The sequence below is a fragment of the Idiomarina sp. OT37-5b genome, from assembly GCF_002968395.1.
In the GTDB taxonomy this organism is placed as follows: Bacteria; Pseudomonadota; Gammaproteobacteria; order Enterobacterales; family Alteromonadaceae; genus Idiomarina; species Idiomarina aquatica.
Window position 1 is genome coordinate 1,791,726 of record NZ_CP027188.1, and the last position, 17,081, is coordinate 1,808,806.

Here is a 17,081-nt window from a genome sequence, read left to right on the forward strand (position 1 = left end):
ATAAAAAAGCCACTGACGATAGTAACGCCAGTGGCTTTTTTTCGCATCCCTGTTTTACCAACAGGGTGACATTTTTACTTAATCGATGGATGGGTCAGTTAAGCCGCGACGCTCCAGCAGAGCTTCAACGGTTGGTTCCTGACCACGCCAGTCGATGTACTGTTGCATAGGGTCTTTGCTGTTGCCCTGCGACAGGATTTCTTTACGGAATGCCTGGCCGTTTTCCAGCGTCAAACCACCATTATTGTTCATGTGTTTGAACGCATCAGCTGCCAGTACTTCACTCCACATATAAGCGTAGTAACCTGCCGAGTAGCCGCCCGCGAATACGTGCGCAAAGTAGGTTGACCGATAACGCGGTGGTACGGCTTCAACCGCAACGCCATTACGCTCCAGCGCTTCTTGCTCAAATGCCTGAACATCAGCAATTTCAGTGCCTGGCTCGATAGTGTGGTATTCGAGGTCAAGCAATGCGGCGGCAACGTACTCAAGGGTATCAAAACCTTGGTTGAAATTACGGGCAGCCAGCACTTTGTCCAGCAGCTCCTGAGGAATCTGCTCGCCGGTTTCATAATGTTTAGCAAAGTTATTGATCACTTTCTCGTTCAGCATCCAGTCTTCCTGGAAGGTCGACGGGAACTCAACATAGTCACGTGATACTGCGGTACCTGCCAGTGACGGGTATTTTACGTCCGAGAACATACCGTGCAGAGCATGGCCCATTTCATGGAACATGGTCGATACTTCATCAAAGCTCAGGAACGTTGGCTCACCTTCTGGTGCACGGGTGATGTTCATGTTGTTCAAAATAACCGGCTTCTGATTCATCAGCCCCGATTGCGAACGGAACGAGCTCATCCAGGCGCCGCCACGTTTGCTGTCGCGAGCAAAGTAATCAGCATAGAACAGGCCAAGGCTGCTGCCGTCTACGTCAAACACTTCGTAGACTTTTACGTCTTCCTGATAAACCGGAATGTCGCTGCGCTCTTTAAAGGTGATACCGAACAGCTCACCCATCGCATAGAATACGCCGTCTTCCAATACACGGTTAAACTCGAAGTATTTTTTCACTTCATCAGAATCTAACGCGTATTTCTCCGCACGAACTTTCTCTGCGTAGTAGAACCAGTCCCATGGCTTCAGTTCAAAGTCTTTGCCGTCTGCTTCAATGGCTTCCTGAATCGCAGCCGCTTCACGCTCTACGTTCGATACCACCGCCGGCACCAGATCCCGCAACATTTTTTTAGCGGCTTCAGGGTTACCGGCCATGTTGCTTTCCAGTACATAGTCGCCCCAGCTGTCATAACCAAGCAGGCTGGCTTTCTCAGCACGCAATTTTACCAGTTGCTGTACTAATGGATTCTGATCGGTTTCGGTATTGCCGGTACCACGGTTAGCTGACGCTTCCCAAATACGCTGACGCAATTCACGATTTTCCAGATCAGCCAAAATCGACTGGCGTGTGGTGTTGGTCAAAACAATCGCGTACTGGCCATCTTTGTCCCGGCTCTTTGCGGCGTTCGCCAGGCTTTGAATTTGGCTGTCGCTAAGGCCTGCCAACTCTGCTTTGTCCTCAACGAAGACAACGGTTTCCTGAGTCAGTGACATCAGTCCGTCACGGAATTCATTGGTCAGACTGGAAAGCTGTTCGTTCACTTCACGAATTTGCGCTTTCTCCTGCTCATTCAACTGCGCGCCCGAACGAACAAAATCTTTGTACGTTTCTTCTAACAGACGCAGGCTTTCCGCATCCAGGTTCAGCTCATCACGCTGCTCATACAAACTTTTTACCCGTGCAAATAAATTCGCATTAAGACTGATGTTGTCGCTGTGGGCGGCCATTTTTGGTGCCAGCTCAGCTTGCAAGGCACGAATATCATCGTTGGAGTGCGACGACGACAGGTTATAGAACACTGAGCTCACACGATTGAGGATAGCGCCTGATTTTTCCATCGCGACGATGGTGTTTTCGAACGTTGGCTGCTCGGAATTGTTGGCAATGGCCTCAATTTCTGCCATGTGTTCTGCCATGCCTCTTTCGAAGGCTGGGGCAAAATGTTCAAACTTAATTTTATTGAAATCCGGCGCTTCGTATTGCAAGGTGCTCGCCGTGAAAAATGGGTTTTGCTGCTCTGCTGGCTGCTGAGTTGCTTCGGCCGCTTGTTGTTCGGTTTGTTGATTGGCCGTCGCTTGCTGCTCATTGTCGCTACACGCGCTCAGTGATACAGCTGCGCCAATGGCAACGGCAACTAATGTTTTACGCATTGGTATTCTCCCGCTGGATTATAATTAAGTGCGCCAATACTCTAGTCGCGGATGGCGCCAGGCTCAAGAGCTGCACGGCAGAAAAGCGCAAATAAACGGTAAATGGATGTTGCAGATACAGAGGACAAAAACAAAAAAACACGCTCGAAGGCGTGTTTTTTGAGATGGCGGAGCGGACGGGACTCGAACCCGCGACCTCCGGCGTGACAGGCCGGCATTCTAACCAACTGAACTACCGCTCCACATCTGAGATGTGGTGACCTTTGGGTAAAGGTCGAGGTTAAGGTGGCGGAGCGGACGGGACTCGAACCCGCGACCTCCGGCGTGACAGGCCGGCATTCTAACCAACTGAACTACCGCTCCACACTTAACCGCTGTTGAGGCTCTCCCCTCAACGCGGCGTGAATATTACGAGCGAGGGGCAAAACAGTCAACCCTTTTTTTCATAAATTTTTAAACAAAATGACCGTTTGACTGAATATTACTCAGATTACCGCTTTTTTAATCAGATTTTTCTGTTTTGCCCTTATTACTGTCGTTATTTTCAGCACCTGCCTGCGCCCGATTGTTGCGCTGCCGACGTTTCCACCAAACCCATAAAATGGCCGCGGCGATTAAAATAACATTAATGATGACCACAATGAATAAATTAATCATCAATTGGCGCTCTTCAGCCTCGCGTTGCTGACGTTCGATGGCTGCCTGACGCTCGGCTTCCTGTCGGGCCTGTTCAGCTCGCTCGGCCGCGCTGAGCTTTTTAACCGGCTCTACCGAAATAAAACTCAAATCATCCAGTGCTAACTCAATCTCTCGTCCTTGTTGCGAGGTCGCAAAGACCGACAGTTCAACCCGGTGCTTACCATAAGCAAGGTTATCCAACGGCACGGCATGCGGGAATTTTTCGATTTGCGTTACCGAAAATCGCCGCTCCTCGCCATTGGGGTAACTAATGATGCCGTTAATGGCTACGCTCTTCGGACGAATTAAGGCATCGTTCACCTTAACCTTTAACACGTTATCCGCACCACGCTCTTCACTGAGCTCAAACTCAAATGTGATTGGCTGCGCTTCTACGATAACAGGACTATCCTCAAACGAACGCTCGTACAACGGCGTTTCAAGCTGGTAACTCGGTATGTACTCGCCGGGGACAAGATCTAACGCAAAGCGCCCGGTGAACACCCCATCCCCGGGGACTTCATCGTAGCCCTGCCCATTATCCTCAAATTCAGTGACACGCTTAGGATCGACGCCAAAGTTATCAAAGTCCGGATTGTTGCTACTGACGAACAGCACATCCAGCAACACAGTTTCACGAAAACGGGCGGTTTTTACTCGCTCATCGCCATTGTATAACACCCCCTCCACTTTCAACTGTTCGTTTTCAAACAACTGCTGTGGTAAAGGCTCAGCCTCAAAGCGAATAGAAGAAACAATAACCGCTTTATTTTTTTCATCAACGCGGCCCGCTACCTGCCAGGGACCAGGTTCCGGATCGACGATTTTGATCATGTCAAAATTAGGGTCGGTATACCAGGTGACACGTTCCAGTGGGTAATCGCTGTCGTACCATTTGCTGCCGTCGGGCCGGATCAGAATCAATGGCGCGCTTTCCGGTTCGCGGAAGAATAACAAGGTGATTTCATCGACATTGGCATCAATACGAAACCGCTGCCCCTCAATCGGCAACAGGTTATTCATCGAGTTATCAATTAACTCCATGCCATCGTTTGTTGCATCGGATTGTTGTGCCAGCACCAGCCCCGCAGGAAGCAGCCAGCACAACATAATAATGGTCAGGACTCGAGCCACAAACACTTACCACCCTCATCTTTTACGCGCGCCAGGCGCTGCTGATGTTGTTCTAGTTCATCGGCCGTTGCTGCTAAAACCTTAAGCGCTGGTCGATTTTTTACCGGTTGATGTTGTACTTCGCCAGGACCATGCGCAGCGCCCCGCTGTTGACTGTTGTGTAAATTCAAATCGGTTTGACCACCGGTCATGGTCAGATAGACATCGGCAAGGATCTCGGCGTCAAGCAATGCGCCGTGCAGTTCCCGTGCTGAGTTATCGACCTCATAGGCTTTACACAATGCGTCAAGGCTATTGCGTTGGCCGGGGCGCATCTCCCGTGCTAATTGCAGTGAATCGAGTACCGTGCAGTAGTCGGTGGTTTTGCCATAACCGGCCTGTAACCGGGTAAACTCAGCGTCCATGTGGCCGACGTCGAAGGGAGCATTATGAATAACAAGCTGGGCGCCTTTAATAAAAGCCAGAAAATCATCAACAATTTGCGCAAAAACCGGTTTGTCGGCAAGAAAGTCGTTGGTAATCCCGTGCACTTCGATGGCTTCTTGCTCAACCACGCGCTCCGGATTGATATAGACGTGATAGTGGTTGCCCGTCAACTTACGGTCAATCACTTCAACACAACCAATTTCGATAATTCGATGACCCTCTGCGGGGTTAATACCGGTTGTTTCGGTATCCAATACCACCTGACGCATGCTTATTTCCTGATATACTCTGACCAAATTTGAGCTAATAGTAGCAATATTTATGACCAACACAAACGCTGTGCATTTGTATACTGACGGATCCTGCCTGGGAAATCCCGGCCCGGGTGGCTACGGGGTGGTATTAGAATACAACGGACACAGCAAGGAACTCAGCGCGGGGTTTACCTGTACCACCAACAACCGCATGGAAATGCTGGCCTGTATTGAAGGACTGCGCGCCCTAAAACGCGCCTGTCATGTGGTCATTACAACCGACAGCCAGTATGTTAAGCAAGGTATCGAAAAGTGGATGGCCGGCTGGAAGCGTAACGGTTGGCGTACCGCCGCAAAAAAGCCGGTGAAAAATCAGGATTTGTGGCAACAACTTGACACCGAACTGCAGCGCCACACCGTTCACTGGGATTGGGTTAAGGGGCACTCCGGGCATCCGCAGAACGAACGCTGCGATGAACTCGCCCGCGCGGCGGCGAGCGGCTCAAAGCTTCACGAGGATAAAGGCTATCAGCCCAATCCGGAGTGACCATTAGTCGTTAACTTTCGCCGGCAACCACCGGGCGTTTTTCTTCTGCCCAGGCGCTCATACCGCCATTGACGCTGTACACCTTGTCAAACCCCATACGCTCTAAACTTTCTGCCGCCAGTGCGGAGCGTCCACCGGTTTTACAGATAAGATAAAGTGGTTTGTCGGCAATACGTTGCAACGCATCGTCATAGCCGGCAACATCCGGGTGCTGATTTAACTGCATCTCTAATACGCCACGCGGCATATTAACGGCTTCACGAATGTGGCCCTGAGCGTACTCCGCAGGTTCACGTACATCGATGATCCGGGCGCCATCACGAAGTGCTTGTTGTAACTGCTCGGTAGTGACTTCGTTCACGTTATTTTTTGCCATTTGGCAAAGTTTCATTGCATCAATCATGCAGTACCTCATTATCTCTGTTTAATGTCGAGTGAATATCCAATGCTTTAACCCGCGCCGCCGCTACTGGCTGCCGGGTCAAGCGTGCCGTCTCGCGCAGTTGCAGTCGTGGTCGCCGCAGGTAAACACATTTACGCGCTAAAATCGCATAGCCGCTGTTCAACAGCGGTAGCTTGCGGCACAGCGTTTCAGTCCAAACGTTTTTCTGGCTGTGCTCAGCGACCTCCGCATCACTCACTAAAAAGCGACCAATATAATAATCCTGTTGCACAATTTCATAACCCAACAGCGACAGCCAATCCTTAACCCGCAACGCCGAAAAGTAGCGTCCTGACCAGGGAAAGCCTTTGCGCCGACCGGGTAGCCAGCCACTCAACAATGCCGGACTAAAGGGGTTGAACCCGGTCAAAAAAATATACCCGTCATCGGCTAATATTCGGTTCACTTCCCTTAAGATCTGATGGGGGTCACGGCAAAATTCAAGTACAAAGGGCAAGATAACCTGATCCGCCACCGCATTCTTAATCGGTAAATGCTCGAGTTGCGCGCGGATTCCCGCCCGCTGGATGTGTGGTGCAACAATAAACGGCTTATTCAGACTAAAAGCCTGATACTGAAGTTGTTCAGCCAGATTGCCCAAGCCCACGGTGGTTCCGGCCCGCAGACGTCGACCATAGTCATCCAGCAACATCTGCGTTTGCGCGCGAATGTATTCGCCACAGGCAAGCTCATTCCAGCTTCGCGGAGATGGCAACCGCGATGGGCTATAAGCAGGCTTTAACAACACCGGCGGCTCCTTTGTGTTAGGCTAATACCAGTAACTTTATCCTAGCGTTAATGAGGGCCATATGCGAGTACATCCGATTAAGGCGTACGATGATAATTACATTTGGTTAATTCAGCCCGGCAGTGACAACACCGTTATCGTGGTTGATCCGGGTGATGCGGAGCCGGTCAAAGATTGGCTAAAGCGCCATGATGCCCGTGTTGACAGCTATTTCATAACCCACCACCATTGGGATCACACCGATGGTCTGGAGCCATTACTGGACGGTTTTCCGGCACCGGTATTTGGCCCGCGGGACTCGCGCATTAAAGCCATTGACCACCCGCTCAGTGAAGGCGAGCAGGTACAACGGCTGGGCAAGACCTTTGACGTACTGGCTACCCCGGGTCATACCCTGGATCATATCAGTTTCCATCATCACGGCTTTTTGTTTTGTGGTGATACCCTGTTTTCCGGTGGTTGTGGGAGAATGTTTGAGGGCAACCCGGAAATGTATGTCGAGTCGCTGAAAAAGTTACGGCGATTGCCGGGCGACACTCGAGTTTTCTGCGCTCATGAGTACACCCAGGCGAACCTGACGTTTGCCAAACTGGTTGAACCGAATAACGCGGTACTGCACAGCTACCTGGAAAAAATAAAGCTGATGCGACAGCAACAGCAAGTGACCTTACCCAGCTCAATGCAATTGGAGCTGGCGATTAACCCTTTTTTACGTTTCGACCAAACCGCCGTGATTGCCGCGGCGGAAGAACATGCCGGCCAATCATTGAATGGTGACGCCGAGGTTTTCGCCACCATTCGACAGTGGAAAGACAACGCATAATTCATTAAACTCGAATCGTTTTAAAAATAACCAGAGAATAATAACTGCATGAAGTTGACGATTGTCCCTGTTGCTGTAGCCTCGTTTTCCGCACTTTTTTTGGCTGGCTGCCAAAGCACTGCTCCGGAAACTTGGTTTTTAGACGAACAACGCGTGAACAGTGAACAAGCCACTGCCGAGCCAAGTCGCGAACCGGAGGTGCAGCAAGAGCAGCCGCTGTCGTTGCAAGCAGTCCCTGAGCTGGCGCTGGGCACCGGCTATTTGAAAGATCAGGCAACCGCTCAGGCGGCGACTGTGCCGGAACAAGATCTGTGGCAACGCATTCGCCAGCAGTTGCAGTTCAAGGCGCCGGAAAATCCGCGCTTGCAAGCACAACGTAACTGGTACCTGAGCCATCCGGACTATTTAGAACGTGTCGGTAAACGCGCTGAGCCATTTCTGCATCTGATTGTTGAAGAAATTGAAAAACGCCAACTGCCAATGGATCTGGTGTTGTTGCCGATTGTTGAGAGCGCATTTGATCCGTTCGCGTACAGCCATGGCAGCGCGTCCGGCGTATGGCAATTTATCCCGGGCACCGCCCGTCATTATGGCTTAGACATCAACTGGTGGTACGATGGTCGCCGCGATGTTTACGCGGCGACACACGCGGCTCTGGATTACCTGGAAGATCTTTACGATTACTTTGACGGCAACTGGATGCATGCGCTGGCCGCCTACAATTCAGGTCAGGGGCGTGTTGGTCGCGCCATTCGAAAAAATCAACGGGCCGGTAAACCAACCGATTTCTGGTCGCTCGATTTACCCCGTGAAACCCGCGCTTATGTCCCCAAACTTCTTGCGCTCTCTGACATTCTTGCCAACAGTGAAAAATACGGTATTGTCTGGTACCCCATCGAAAACCAGCCACAACTGGAAGTCGTTGAGCTACCTGCGCAAATCGATTTGGCAAAGGCGGCGGATATGGCCGGTATGCCCTTAGAACTGTTGCACACCTATAATTCGGCTTATAATCGCTGGTCCACCGCCCCCAGCGGCCCGCACCGGTTACTGTTGCCACAACAAAATGCCCAACAATTTGAACAGGCCATCGCCAACTCAGACCCGAAACAATGGTTAAGCTGGCAGCGTCACCAGGTTCGTTCCGGCGAGAGTTTGTTAACCATCGCAAAGCAATACCACACCTCTGTGGAAGTGATTCAACAAGTTAATGACATCAGTAGCCACATCATCCGTGCCGGTGAGTTTTTGCTGATCCCGGTGGCCAGTAATGAACTGAGTGATTATACCCTGTCTCAGGGACAACGCTTACTGGCGACTCAGGATCGTCAACGCGACGGCAGTAAGACCGAATATGTTGTTCAGGCCGGCGACACGTTGTGGGACATCAGCCGTATGTACGATGTCGGCACGCGCGAGCTGGCAAAGTGGAACGGCATGGCACCGGGTGATTTTTTACGGCCGGGACAAAAACTCGTCATTTGGTCAAAAAATAGCTCGTCATCTGAGCGTGCTGCTGGTTTAATAAGAACCATCACCTATCAGGTACGAAATGGTGACTCACTGGCTCGCATTGCGGATAAGTTTAATGTCAGTATTCGTGATATTGAACAATGGAACAACATTAACCGTAGCCGTTATTTGCAGCCAGGGCAACGGCTCACATTAAAAGTTGATGTGACAAACGTTAGTGGTTAGGGAAGCGATCATGATGAGAAAACTGTTGATGTCGTGTGTCATGCTGTTTGGCGTTATTGCCAGTCAGTCTGTGAGTGCTCAGGAATGGGATGCTCCGGGCTCAGGCAAGGTCATTTATCCCAGTGGCCGTGCAGAGGATTTATCCTTTGGCTTTGCCTATCAGAAGAACTTTGACAGCTTTATTTTCAGCGCCGGTGAAGCCAACCTGCGCACCGAGGAAATGCCGCCGAATTACATTCTGAATGTCATCATCAATAAAGAAGGCCTTATCTATATTGCCGAATTTGCCGACGGTTTCTTTGAATCCTTTGAATTAAACCTGGGCGGTCATTACCTGGCAATAAAACCACGTAAAGCATTTGACGAAGACGAACCCTACAAGCATCTGGTTGTGCATGTCGATGACATGAGTTACCTGATTGATACCACGCACCCTTCGTTGAAATTTGTTTTCTCCGATGACGGTATCAAAGATATTGACGGGGTCGGTCTTATTCGCGACTTAAGTTCTCGTCGTTGATTCAGTGTGAAACGCCGCCGTTAACCGGCGGCGTTCGCTTAATCGCCGGCCAGTAATGCCTGCAAGTCATCCTCTGACAGTACCGCAACACCAAGCTGTTCGGCTTTTGTCAGTTTTGAACCGGCACTCTCGCCGGCAATGACCGCCGTGGTTTTCTTCGACACCGAACCCGTGACTTTAGCGCCAAGCGCTTCCAGTGCCTGCTTCGCTTCATCACGCGTCATCGACGCTAAGGTACCGGTCAACACGTAGGTATTACCTGCTAAGCGATCATCTTTGCTCGCAATTGCCTCGCCTTCCGGCCATGCAATAAACCCGCGCAATTCACTGACCACTTGCTGATTGTGCGGTTCGGCAAAAAAGGTATGAATGTGGTGCGCCACTACTTCACCGATGTCATCAACTTCCTGTAAGGCCTCTATCGACGCCTCGGCGACTTTATCAAACGCCTGGAAATGAGCCGCCAGAGACGCTGCTGTAGCCTCCCCGACTTCCCGAATACCCAGCGCGTAAATGAATTTAGCCAGGGTTGTTTCGCGCGTTCTGGCAATGGCATTAACCAGATTTTTCGCTGACTTCTGCCCCATACGTGGCAATGACGCCAGCATCGGTTCGGTAAGACGGTACAAATCTGCCGGCGACTTCACCCAGTCCCGCTCGATCAGTTGCTCGACGATTTTGTCGCCCAAGCCATCAATGTCCATGGCTTTGCGGCTGGCAAAATGCTTAATGGCTTCTTTGCGTTGCGCCGCACAAATCAGTCCACCGCTGCAACGCGCGACCGCTTCATCCGCCACTCGTTCGATTTCTGAATCACATACCGGGCAACGGCTGGGAAATTCAATGGCTTCAGTATTTTCCGGCCGTTGATCAGTAATCACACTGACCACCTGCGGAATCACATCACCAGCGCGTCGAATGCTCACCACATCACCGATGCGCACCCCCAGACGCTCAATCTCATCGGCGTTATGCAGCGTTGCGTTGGAGACCGTAACGCCGCCGACCGTGACCGGCTGTAACCGCGCGACTGGCGTAATCGCACCGGTACGGCCAACCTGAAAATCGACACCAATGATTTTGGTTAACTGTTCCTGAGCCGGAAATTTTCGAGCAATAGCCCAGCGCGGCGCTCGCGCCACAAAACCGAGGTCGTTCTGCAGGGCGATGGCATCGACTTTATAAACAATGCCGTCGATTTCGTACCTCAGTTGCTCACGTCGTTGCAGAATGTCCTCGTAAAACGCCTCACATTCAGCCACGGTTGCGGCGGTTTTAACCTCTTCATTCACCGGCAGCCCCCAGGCCGCTAACTGTTGTAAGCGCTGATAGTGACTGCCCGGTAACTGTTGCTCCGCCTGCTCATCGATAACACCAAGGCTGTAAGCGTAAAAGTGCAACGGTCGTTTGGCGGTTATGCGTGAATCCAACTGACGCAGACTGCCTGCGGCCGCATTACGCGGATTGGCAAAGACTTTATCACCGCGAGCCCGCGCCTTGTCATTAAATTGATTAAAAGCGGCCACCGGCATAAACACTTCGCCACGTACTTCCAGACGTTTTGGCGCGCCGGCGGCTAAACTTAACGGCACGTTACGGATGGTCTTGACGTTGGCGGTGATGTTTTCTCCACGGTACCCGTCCCCCCGGGTTGCTGCTTGTACCAATTCACCCTCTTCGTACAGAATACTGACGGCTAAGCCGTCCAACTTGGGTTCACAGCAAAAGGTGATCGGTTGGTCACGATCCAGGCGTTGCGCGACACGCTCCGCAAAGGCTTCGAATTCTTCTTCAGAAAATGCGTTATCCAGCGACAACATGGGCACTTCATGCTCAATGGTGTCGAATTTGTCCAGCGGCTTGCTGCCCACCTTCTGGGTGGGTGAATTGGCTGTTGCCAATTCGGGATGGTTTTTTTCCAGTTGCTGCAGCTCGCGAAATAACGCATCGTATTCACTGTCGGGAACGGAGGGTTCATCCAACTCGTAATACTCTCGGTTATATCGGCTTAGCAGCTCTGTTAGGGTGTCGATGCGCTGTTTAACGGACGACTTTTCAGACATAGTAATACAACTCAATTAAAGGGTTAGGCTAGGCACCGGCCTGCGCTTTCTCAAACTCGCGAATGGTGTGATGAGCGCGTTGAATCGACTGTCGAGACAGCACCTGACGTTGGCCATCCAGCACTTGCCCCTGCGGAATTTCCATCGCCAATTTTTTCGCCGCATTCAACATCATATTGAACGCCTGCTGGCCGTCATAATCCAGTGGCAGGCTCATAAACAACGCCACTCCGTCGGTTTCAAAGTTCTCAATGTTGTCGAGGTCGAACGTACCCGGGTTATACATGTTTGCCACGCTGAAGATCAGCGGCCCATTACCCGACGTCTGTTCATAGCGGTGGAAAATCCCCATTTCGCCAAACTTGCAACCGAGCTCAGTCATCATCTGCAACAGCACGGCACCTTGCACCGAGCCTTTTACAAATAACGAAATCACTTCCTGTGCCGGCTGTGGTTTTTCCATAGCTTTGGCCACCGGCGCTTTGTCCTGCTGCGTTGAAACCGATTCCGGTTGTGACGGCGTGTCGGAATCGACGTTATCTTCAGGTTTCGCCGATGCTGTGGCCTCACGGGAAGCCTTTACCGAAGTCTGCGGCGGCTCATCGGTTTGTGACTCCGGCACTGATTCAGGCTCGAGCTTAAATGCTTCCTCCGCGGCGGGTTCGACGTCATCGTCATTTACCCGCATTGACGGTAATGGCGTGTCATCATCATCGATATCAAGGTTCATTGACATCTGTTCAACCGGGTCATTGGCTTTGGCTCTATCAATCACCTTAACCGAGCCCACGCCGTCATCATCAAAGCCGTTATCCTCTGTGCTTTCCCGTTGCTGACGTTTGGCCGCGACTTTACGCGCCTGCCGGGTCATTTGCTGACTGTTCCGGCGCATCGTCCAGAGGCCGTGACCAATGATGGCGACGATCAGTAATACACCGACGATACTTAAGGTTATCTGTAGATTGCTCATTCAGTTGCCAACCCTTTTGTTATAGTTATTCGCCTTCCGTCATCGCGACGGCTTGTTCGACATCCACGGCTACAAGGCGCGATACACCGGCCTCCTGCATGGTAACACCGGCCAGATGCGAAGCCATCTCCATAGCAACTTTATTATGGCTGATGTAGATAAACTGAACCGTTTCGGACATTTCACTGACCAATCGGCAAAAACGCCCGACATTAGCGTCATCGAGCGGCGCGTCCACTTCGTCCAGTAAGCAAAACGGCGCCGGATTCAACCGGAAAATCGCAAAAACTAATGATAAAGCGGTTAGCGCCTTTTCTCCACCACTTAACAGATGAATTGTACTGTTTTTCTTGCCCGGTGGGCGCGCCATGATAGTAACCCCGGTTTCCAGTAAATCATCATCGGTGAGCTCAAGCTGTGCACTGCCGCCACCAAAAACTTTCGGAAACAACACCTGCAGGTCATTGTTGATCGCCTCAAACGTGGTTTTAAAACGCTGCCGGGTTTCTTTGTCAATTTTGCGAATCGCGTCTTCCAGTGTTTCCAGCGCTGAGGATAAGTCATGGTATTGCTGATCCAGATAGTCTTTACGTTGTTTTTGCGTTTCCGCTTCGTCAATCGCCGCCAGGTTAATCGCACCCAGCCGTTTGATCTGATTTTGTACCTTATCCAGTTGCTGTTGCCAGCGCGTTTCGTCCGCCTCATCACTGAGTTCCTGGAGCAGGGTTTTAAGACTCATTTTGGTCTCTGCCAGCGCCTCCAGAACCGTTTGTGTTCGTTCCTGTAACTTCGCCAATTCGATTTCGGTGTTTTGCATACGCTGTTCAATCTGATGGATTTTTTCGCGTAACACCGAGCTTCCCTGACTCAGTTCATGCAGTTCGTGCTCGACCGTTGCCAAACGCTCCCGCTGCTCCAACAAGGCCTCGCTGGCGACTTCCCGTTGTTCCAGCAATTGCTGCAGTTGCTCACGTTGCACCTGTTCGTCATTCACATCGTTTTGCGCTGCCGCCAATTGTTCAAGTTCATCAAGCAGTGCCTGCTGACGCTGCTGATGACGCTGCTGAAGCTTTTCTTGTTGCTGTAACTGACTGTTCAGGTGTTGCCTTTCCAGCTGCAACTGTTGCTGTTTGCTGCCCAACTGCTGATGCTGTTGCTGTAACTGACGCAGTCGCTGTTCCAGCTCAGCGCCGGCGGCGTTATCCTGCGCAGGTAGTTGTGACAACTGGTGCTCAAGCTGTTCCGCCTGTTGCTGCAGTTGCTGCTGTTGCTCCTGCGCCTGCAATTGTTGCTCCATCAACTCTTCTGCCTGCTGCTGCGCCTGTTGTTGTTGCGCCTGATACTGCTGGTATTGTCGCTCAGCGTAGTGACGTTGTTGTTCGCCGGTTGCGACATCGGTGCGCAACTGCTGCACCCTTTGCTGCTCCGCCTGCAGCTCGCTCTGTGCCTGCGTCAATCGCTGCTGATGGTCGGCACAGGTCTGCTGTTGCTGCGTCAGTTGCTGTTGCAAGCGCTGTATCTGCGCGGCAAGTTGTTGTGTTTCATGTTGGGTGGCCAGCACACTGTCTTCTTCATCCACGGCTTCCGTTGTCAGTGAATAACGAGTACACCATTGCCCCGTTACCGTTAGCGCCAGCAGAGCTTGAGGGTTTTGTTGCAGTTGTTGCTGTGCTTCGCCGATATCCTCTACCAGCAGACACAGCGACAGCAGTGGCCATTTCCGGGTAACACCACTCACCACACGAGCGGCTGAATTTGCCGGCTGCTGCGGCGCATTCACCGTGCTTGCCGGCCACAACAGACTGACCCCCTCAGGCACCCGCTGCGACGGCTCGGCGTCAACCCAGAAGCTCTCCAGCCAAGGCTTGACCAAGGATTCGATGGCACCTCGCCAACGCGGCTCGACCTCCAGCACCTCACGCAAGGGCCGCGCGCTGTGTTGCTGCAACCACTGCCGCGCCGCTTCACTCAGGTGCGACTGCCGGCGTTGCAACAGTTGCTGTAACGCCTCATAACGGGCACTGGCCTGCTGCTCGCTGCGCTGATATTCCGTCAACTGCTGTTGATGTCGCTGTAATCCTTGCTGCAGTTCCGTGATTTGCTGTTCACGTTGCTGCAATTGCGCGGTTGCCTGTTCCAGTTGTTCGGTTAACTCAGTCAGGCGTTGCTGTTGCTGTTCCAGCTCAGCTTGCGCCTGCTCGCAGTTACTTTGGTCGTCTCGTTGTGCCAGTTGCTGACGTTGCTGCTGCAGATATTCCAGTTGCTGCTCAACCCGTTGCTGCTGCAACTGCAGCTGTTGCTGCTGATGTTGCAATTGCTGCTGCTGTTGTTGATGCTGGCGTTGTTGCTGTTGAAATTGCTGCCACTGTTCGTCAGCCTCCTGCAATTGCTCCTCAAGCAACAGCAGTTGCTCTTCGAGCTGTTCTGTACGCGGCTCGAGCTCTGCGTATTGCTGCTGCAGTTGTTGTTGATGCTGCTGATCTTCCTGGTTCTGTTGTTGCTGTTGCTGCAATTCCTGCTGCAGTTGTTGTTGCCGTTGCTGACGTTGCTGTTGCAACTGTTGTTGATGCTGAAGTCCTTGCTCCAGCCGAGTGATTTGGTTGGATAAATTAAACAACGCCTGTTGTTTGTCATCAACCTGCTGCTTCAGTTGTTCCGCCTGTTCACGCCGTTCTATCACACCGCGTTCATCACCGGTCTGCTCGGCCTGCCAACGTTCCCGTTCGGTACGTTGCTGCTCCAACTCGCTCTGTAATTGCTGACGTTTCTGTTCAAGCTTTAACCAGCGCAACGCATACAGCTCGCCTTTTAACTGGCGCTCTTCCGCCTTCAGGTCTTTATAACGTTTTGCCGCCGCAGCCTGACGTTGCAGTTTTTCCAACTGTTGACCGAGTTCCTCGCGCACGTCACTGATGCGCTCGAGGTTATCACGGGTATGCGCAATTCGGTTCTCGGTCTCGCGGCGCCGTTCTTTGTATTTCGAAATCCCCGCGGCTTCTTCAATAAATACCCGCAGTTCTTGTGGTTTTGATTCAATCAGACGGGAAATCATCCCCTGTTCGATGATCGCGTAGCTGCGCGGGCCAAGCCCCGTCCCTAAAAACAGATCGGTAATGTCCCGGCGGCGGCACTTACTGTTATTGAGAAAATAATTCGACTGCCCGTCACGGGTTACCTGACGTTTTACTGAAATTTCTTTAAACGCCGCATATTCGCCCTGGATGCGCCCACTTTCGTTATCAAACACAAGTTCAACACTGGCTTGAGAAACCGGTTTGCGCGCCGTTGAGCCATTAAAAATGACATCGGTCATGGCGTCACCGCGCAAATTTTTGGCAGAACTCTCACCCAGCACCCAACGCACCGCATCAATGACGTTCGATTTGCCACAGCCATTCGGGCCAACGACACACGTCATTTGATCGGGAAACGGAACTTTTGTAGGGTCGACAAAGGATTTAAAGCCAACCAGTTTTATATGTTTTAGCCGCATTATTGTTGTTATATCGTGTTTTGTAACAATTTCAAGGATGCATCCACTGCCTGCTCGCGCTACTATCTTAGCATTAAAGGTACTCAGATACGCTAGTCAAAAGGACGATGTTAGCATGCGCACGACCATCTACAGTGACAACGGTTTCGCCTATTTAGCACGTGGCCTGCAATTAATCCAAAGCAAAGGCTTAAAGCGCTTTGTGATCATTCCGATCCTGGTTAATTTACTGCTGTTTAGTGCGGCTATCTACTGGCTCACGGTGACCACACAACAGTGGACAACCCAGTTAATGGAATGGCTACCGGGTTATTTCCAATGGGTGGAGTATCTGATTTATCCGTTGCTGGTGATTTTTATTATTGGCATGTTTTATTTTCTGTTTACCTCGCTGACCAATTTAATTGCTGCGCCTTTCAATGGTTTACTGGCCGAGAAGGTCGAACAGTACGAGAGTGGACAACGCATCGCCGACGATGGCATTGCCGGCCTAATCAAAGATATTCCGCGCACCCTTGGCCGTGAATTTCAGAAAATGGCGTATTTTATTCCACGCGCCCTCGGCTTTTTCCTGCTCTCTCTGCTTATCCCCGTTATCGGACAGGTTATTTGGTTTGTCTGGGTTTGCTGGATGATGGCGATTCAATATCTCGATTACCCATTCGACAATCATAAACTGCCGTTTACCCGTATGCGCTTCGAGTTACGCGCGCAAAAAGGTAAGTCCTTGAGTTTTGGCTTAGGTATTACGGTGCTTACCATGATTCCGCTGATCAATCTTATCGTCATGCCACTGGCCATCGCTGCTGCCACATCATTGTGGGTCGATCACTACCGCGCCAAAGCGCTACAGTAGTACATCGACGTCAGTCAGCGGTCACTGGTATTTTGCGGCGCTGTTTTTAAACTGAAACAACCAACAGTTTGGTTTTGTTAGATCAGGAAGGACAGCGATATGGATGCGCGCCAGACGAGCCCTTACGTTTATTTGTATCAGCCACAACATGGGGTATTGCTGCT

13 protein-coding genes and 2 tRNA genes are annotated in these 17,081 nt (G+C 51.4%); 5 read left to right on the top strand and 10 right to left on the bottom strand.

The window, feature by feature from the left end:
- Positions 1-78: 78 nt before the first annotated feature.
- From C5610_RS08375 to dnaQ, 5 genes are all read right to left on the bottom strand, one after another.
- On the bottom strand, positions 79-2,265 hold the full coding sequence (locus C5610_RS08375; protein WP_105306775.1) for a M3 family metallopeptidase: 2,187 nt from the start codon (positions 2,263-2,265) through the stop codon (positions 79-81).
- A gap of 165 nt (positions 2,266-2,430) precedes the next feature.
- Positions 2,431-2,507, bottom strand: a tRNA-Asp gene (locus C5610_RS08380).
- 44 nt (positions 2,508-2,551) lie between these two features.
- Positions 2,552-2,628, bottom strand: a tRNA-Asp gene (locus C5610_RS08385).
- Between the two features lie 138 nt (positions 2,629-2,766).
- Positions 2,767-4,077: a TIGR03503 family protein gene (locus C5610_RS08390; protein ID WP_105307760.1), complete on the bottom strand. Its 1,311-nt coding sequence runs from the start codon at positions 4,075-4,077 to the stop codon at positions 2,767-2,769.
- Entirely contained in the window at positions 4,062-4,772 is a 711-nt protein-coding gene (dnaQ, locus tag C5610_RS08395; RefSeq protein WP_105306776.1) for a DNA polymerase III subunit epsilon, read from the bottom strand. Before dnaQ ends, C5610_RS08390 begins: the two co-directional genes overlap by 16 nt.
- 52 nt (positions 4,773-4,824) lie before the next feature.
- On the opposite strand from dnaQ, the gene rnhA reads away from it, so the two are divergent.
- Entirely contained in the window at positions 4,825-5,304 is a 480-nt protein-coding gene (gene rnhA / locus C5610_RS08400) for a ribonuclease HI (RefSeq protein WP_105306777.1), read from the top strand.
- A gap of 10 nt (positions 5,305-5,314) precedes the next feature.
- Here the strand turns inward: rnhA and C5610_RS08405 are convergent, their stop codons facing one another.
- Both C5610_RS08405 and C5610_RS08410 read right to left on the bottom strand, forming a co-directional pair.
- On the bottom strand, positions 5,315-5,707 hold the full coding sequence (locus C5610_RS08405; RefSeq protein ID WP_105306778.1) for a rhodanese-like domain-containing protein: 393 nt from the start codon (positions 5,705-5,707) through the stop codon (positions 5,315-5,317).
- Positions 5,700-6,494, bottom strand: a complete 795-nt coding sequence (locus tag C5610_RS08410; protein WP_105306779.1) for a class I SAM-dependent methyltransferase — start codon at positions 6,492-6,494, stop codon at positions 5,700-5,702. The genes C5610_RS08405 and C5610_RS08410 overlap by 8 nt, the downstream gene beginning before the upstream one ends.
- A gap of 61 nt (positions 6,495-6,555) precedes the next feature.
- On the opposite strand from C5610_RS08410, the gene gloB reads away from it, so the two are divergent.
- Genes gloB through C5610_RS08425 form a run of 3 tightly spaced genes read left to right on the top strand, consistent with a single transcriptional unit; the run spans position 6,556 to position 9,535 of the window.
- The gene (gene gloB / locus C5610_RS08415; RefSeq protein ID WP_105306780.1) at positions 6,556-7,317 is read left to right on the top strand and encodes a hydroxyacylglutathione hydrolase; all 762 of its coding nucleotides are present in this window, start codon (positions 6,556-6,558) and stop codon (positions 7,315-7,317) included.
- A gap of 48 nt (positions 7,318-7,365) precedes the next feature.
- Complete coding sequence (locus C5610_RS08420) at positions 7,366-9,015, top strand: LysM peptidoglycan-binding domain-containing protein (RefSeq protein ID WP_105306781.1); 1,650 nt, start codon at positions 7,366-7,368, stop codon at positions 9,013-9,015.
- A gap of 10 nt (positions 9,016-9,025) precedes the next feature.
- A complete protein-coding gene (locus C5610_RS08425) occupies positions 9,026-9,535 on the top strand; it encodes a hypothetical protein (protein WP_262339821.1) in 510 nt (169 codons plus the stop codon).
- A gap of 38 nt (positions 9,536-9,573) precedes the next feature.
- On the opposite strand, the gene ligA is transcribed toward C5610_RS08425, so the two are convergent.
- Genes ligA through smc form a run of 3 tightly spaced genes read right to left on the bottom strand, consistent with a single transcriptional unit; the run spans position 9,574 to position 16,061 of the window.
- On the bottom strand, positions 9,574-11,598 hold the full coding sequence (ligA, locus tag C5610_RS08430) for an NAD-dependent DNA ligase LigA (protein ID WP_105306782.1): 2,025 nt from the start codon (positions 11,596-11,598) through the stop codon (positions 9,574-9,576).
- A 28-nt stretch (positions 11,599-11,626) separates the two neighbouring features.
- Positions 11,627-12,568: a cell division protein ZipA gene (gene zipA / locus C5610_RS08435; protein ID WP_105306783.1), complete on the bottom strand. Its 942-nt coding sequence runs from the start codon at positions 12,566-12,568 to the stop codon at positions 11,627-11,629.
- Between the two features lie 25 nt (positions 12,569-12,593).
- Positions 12,594-16,061 carry a chromosome segregation protein SMC gene (smc, locus tag C5610_RS08440; protein WP_105306784.1) on the bottom strand — a complete coding sequence of 1,156 codons (3,468 nt, stop codon included), beginning with the start codon at positions 16,059-16,061 and terminating at the stop codon, positions 12,594-12,596.
- Positions 16,062-16,176: 115 nt separating this feature from the next.
- On the opposite strand from smc, the gene cysZ reads away from it, so the two are divergent.
- Positions 16,177-16,917: a sulfate transporter CysZ gene (cysZ, locus tag C5610_RS08445; protein ID WP_105306785.1), complete on the top strand. Its 741-nt coding sequence runs from the start codon at positions 16,177-16,179 to the stop codon at positions 16,915-16,917.
- Positions 16,918-17,081 lie beyond the last annotated feature (164 nt).

What these genes read in the sequence shown, in the direction of transcription:
- C5610_RS08375 (WP_105306775.1), bottom strand. Translation starts at nt 2,265, where the DNA reads ATGCGTAAAACATTAGTTGCCGTTGCCATTGGCGCAGCTGTATCACTG.
- dnaQ (WP_105306776.1), bottom strand. Translation starts at nt 4,772, where the DNA reads ATGCGTCAGGTGGTATTGGATACCGAAACAACCGGTATTAACCCCGCA.
- rnhA (WP_105306777.1), top strand. Translation starts at nt 4,825, where the DNA reads ATGACCAACACAAACGCTGTGCATTTGTATACTGACGGATCCTGCCTG.
- C5610_RS08405 (WP_105306778.1), bottom strand. Translation starts at nt 5,707, where the DNA reads ATGATTGATGCAATGAAACTTTGCCAAATGGCAAAAAATAACGTGAAC.
- gloB (WP_105306780.1), top strand. Translation starts at nt 6,556, where the DNA reads ATGCGAGTACATCCGATTAAGGCGTACGATGATAATTACATTTGGTTA.
- C5610_RS08420 (WP_105306781.1), top strand. Translation starts at nt 7,366, where the DNA reads ATGAAGTTGACGATTGTCCCTGTTGCTGTAGCCTCGTTTTCCGCACTT.
- C5610_RS08425 (WP_262339821.1), top strand. Translation starts at nt 9,026, where the DNA reads ATGATGAGAAAACTGTTGATGTCGTGTGTCATGCTGTTTGGCGTTATT.
- ligA (WP_105306782.1), bottom strand. Translation starts at nt 11,598, where the DNA reads ATGTCTGAAAAGTCGTCCGTTAAACAGCGCATCGACACCCTAACAGAG.
- zipA (WP_105306783.1), bottom strand. Translation starts at nt 12,568, where the DNA reads ATGAGCAATCTACAGATAACCTTAAGTATCGTCGGTGTATTACTGATC.
- smc (WP_105306784.1), bottom strand. Translation starts at nt 16,061, where the DNA reads ATGCGGCTAAAACATATAAAACTGGTTGGCTTTAAATCCTTTGTCGAC.
- cysZ (WP_105306785.1), top strand. Translation starts at nt 16,177, where the DNA reads ATGCGCACGACCATCTACAGTGACAACGGTTTCGCCTATTTAGCACGT.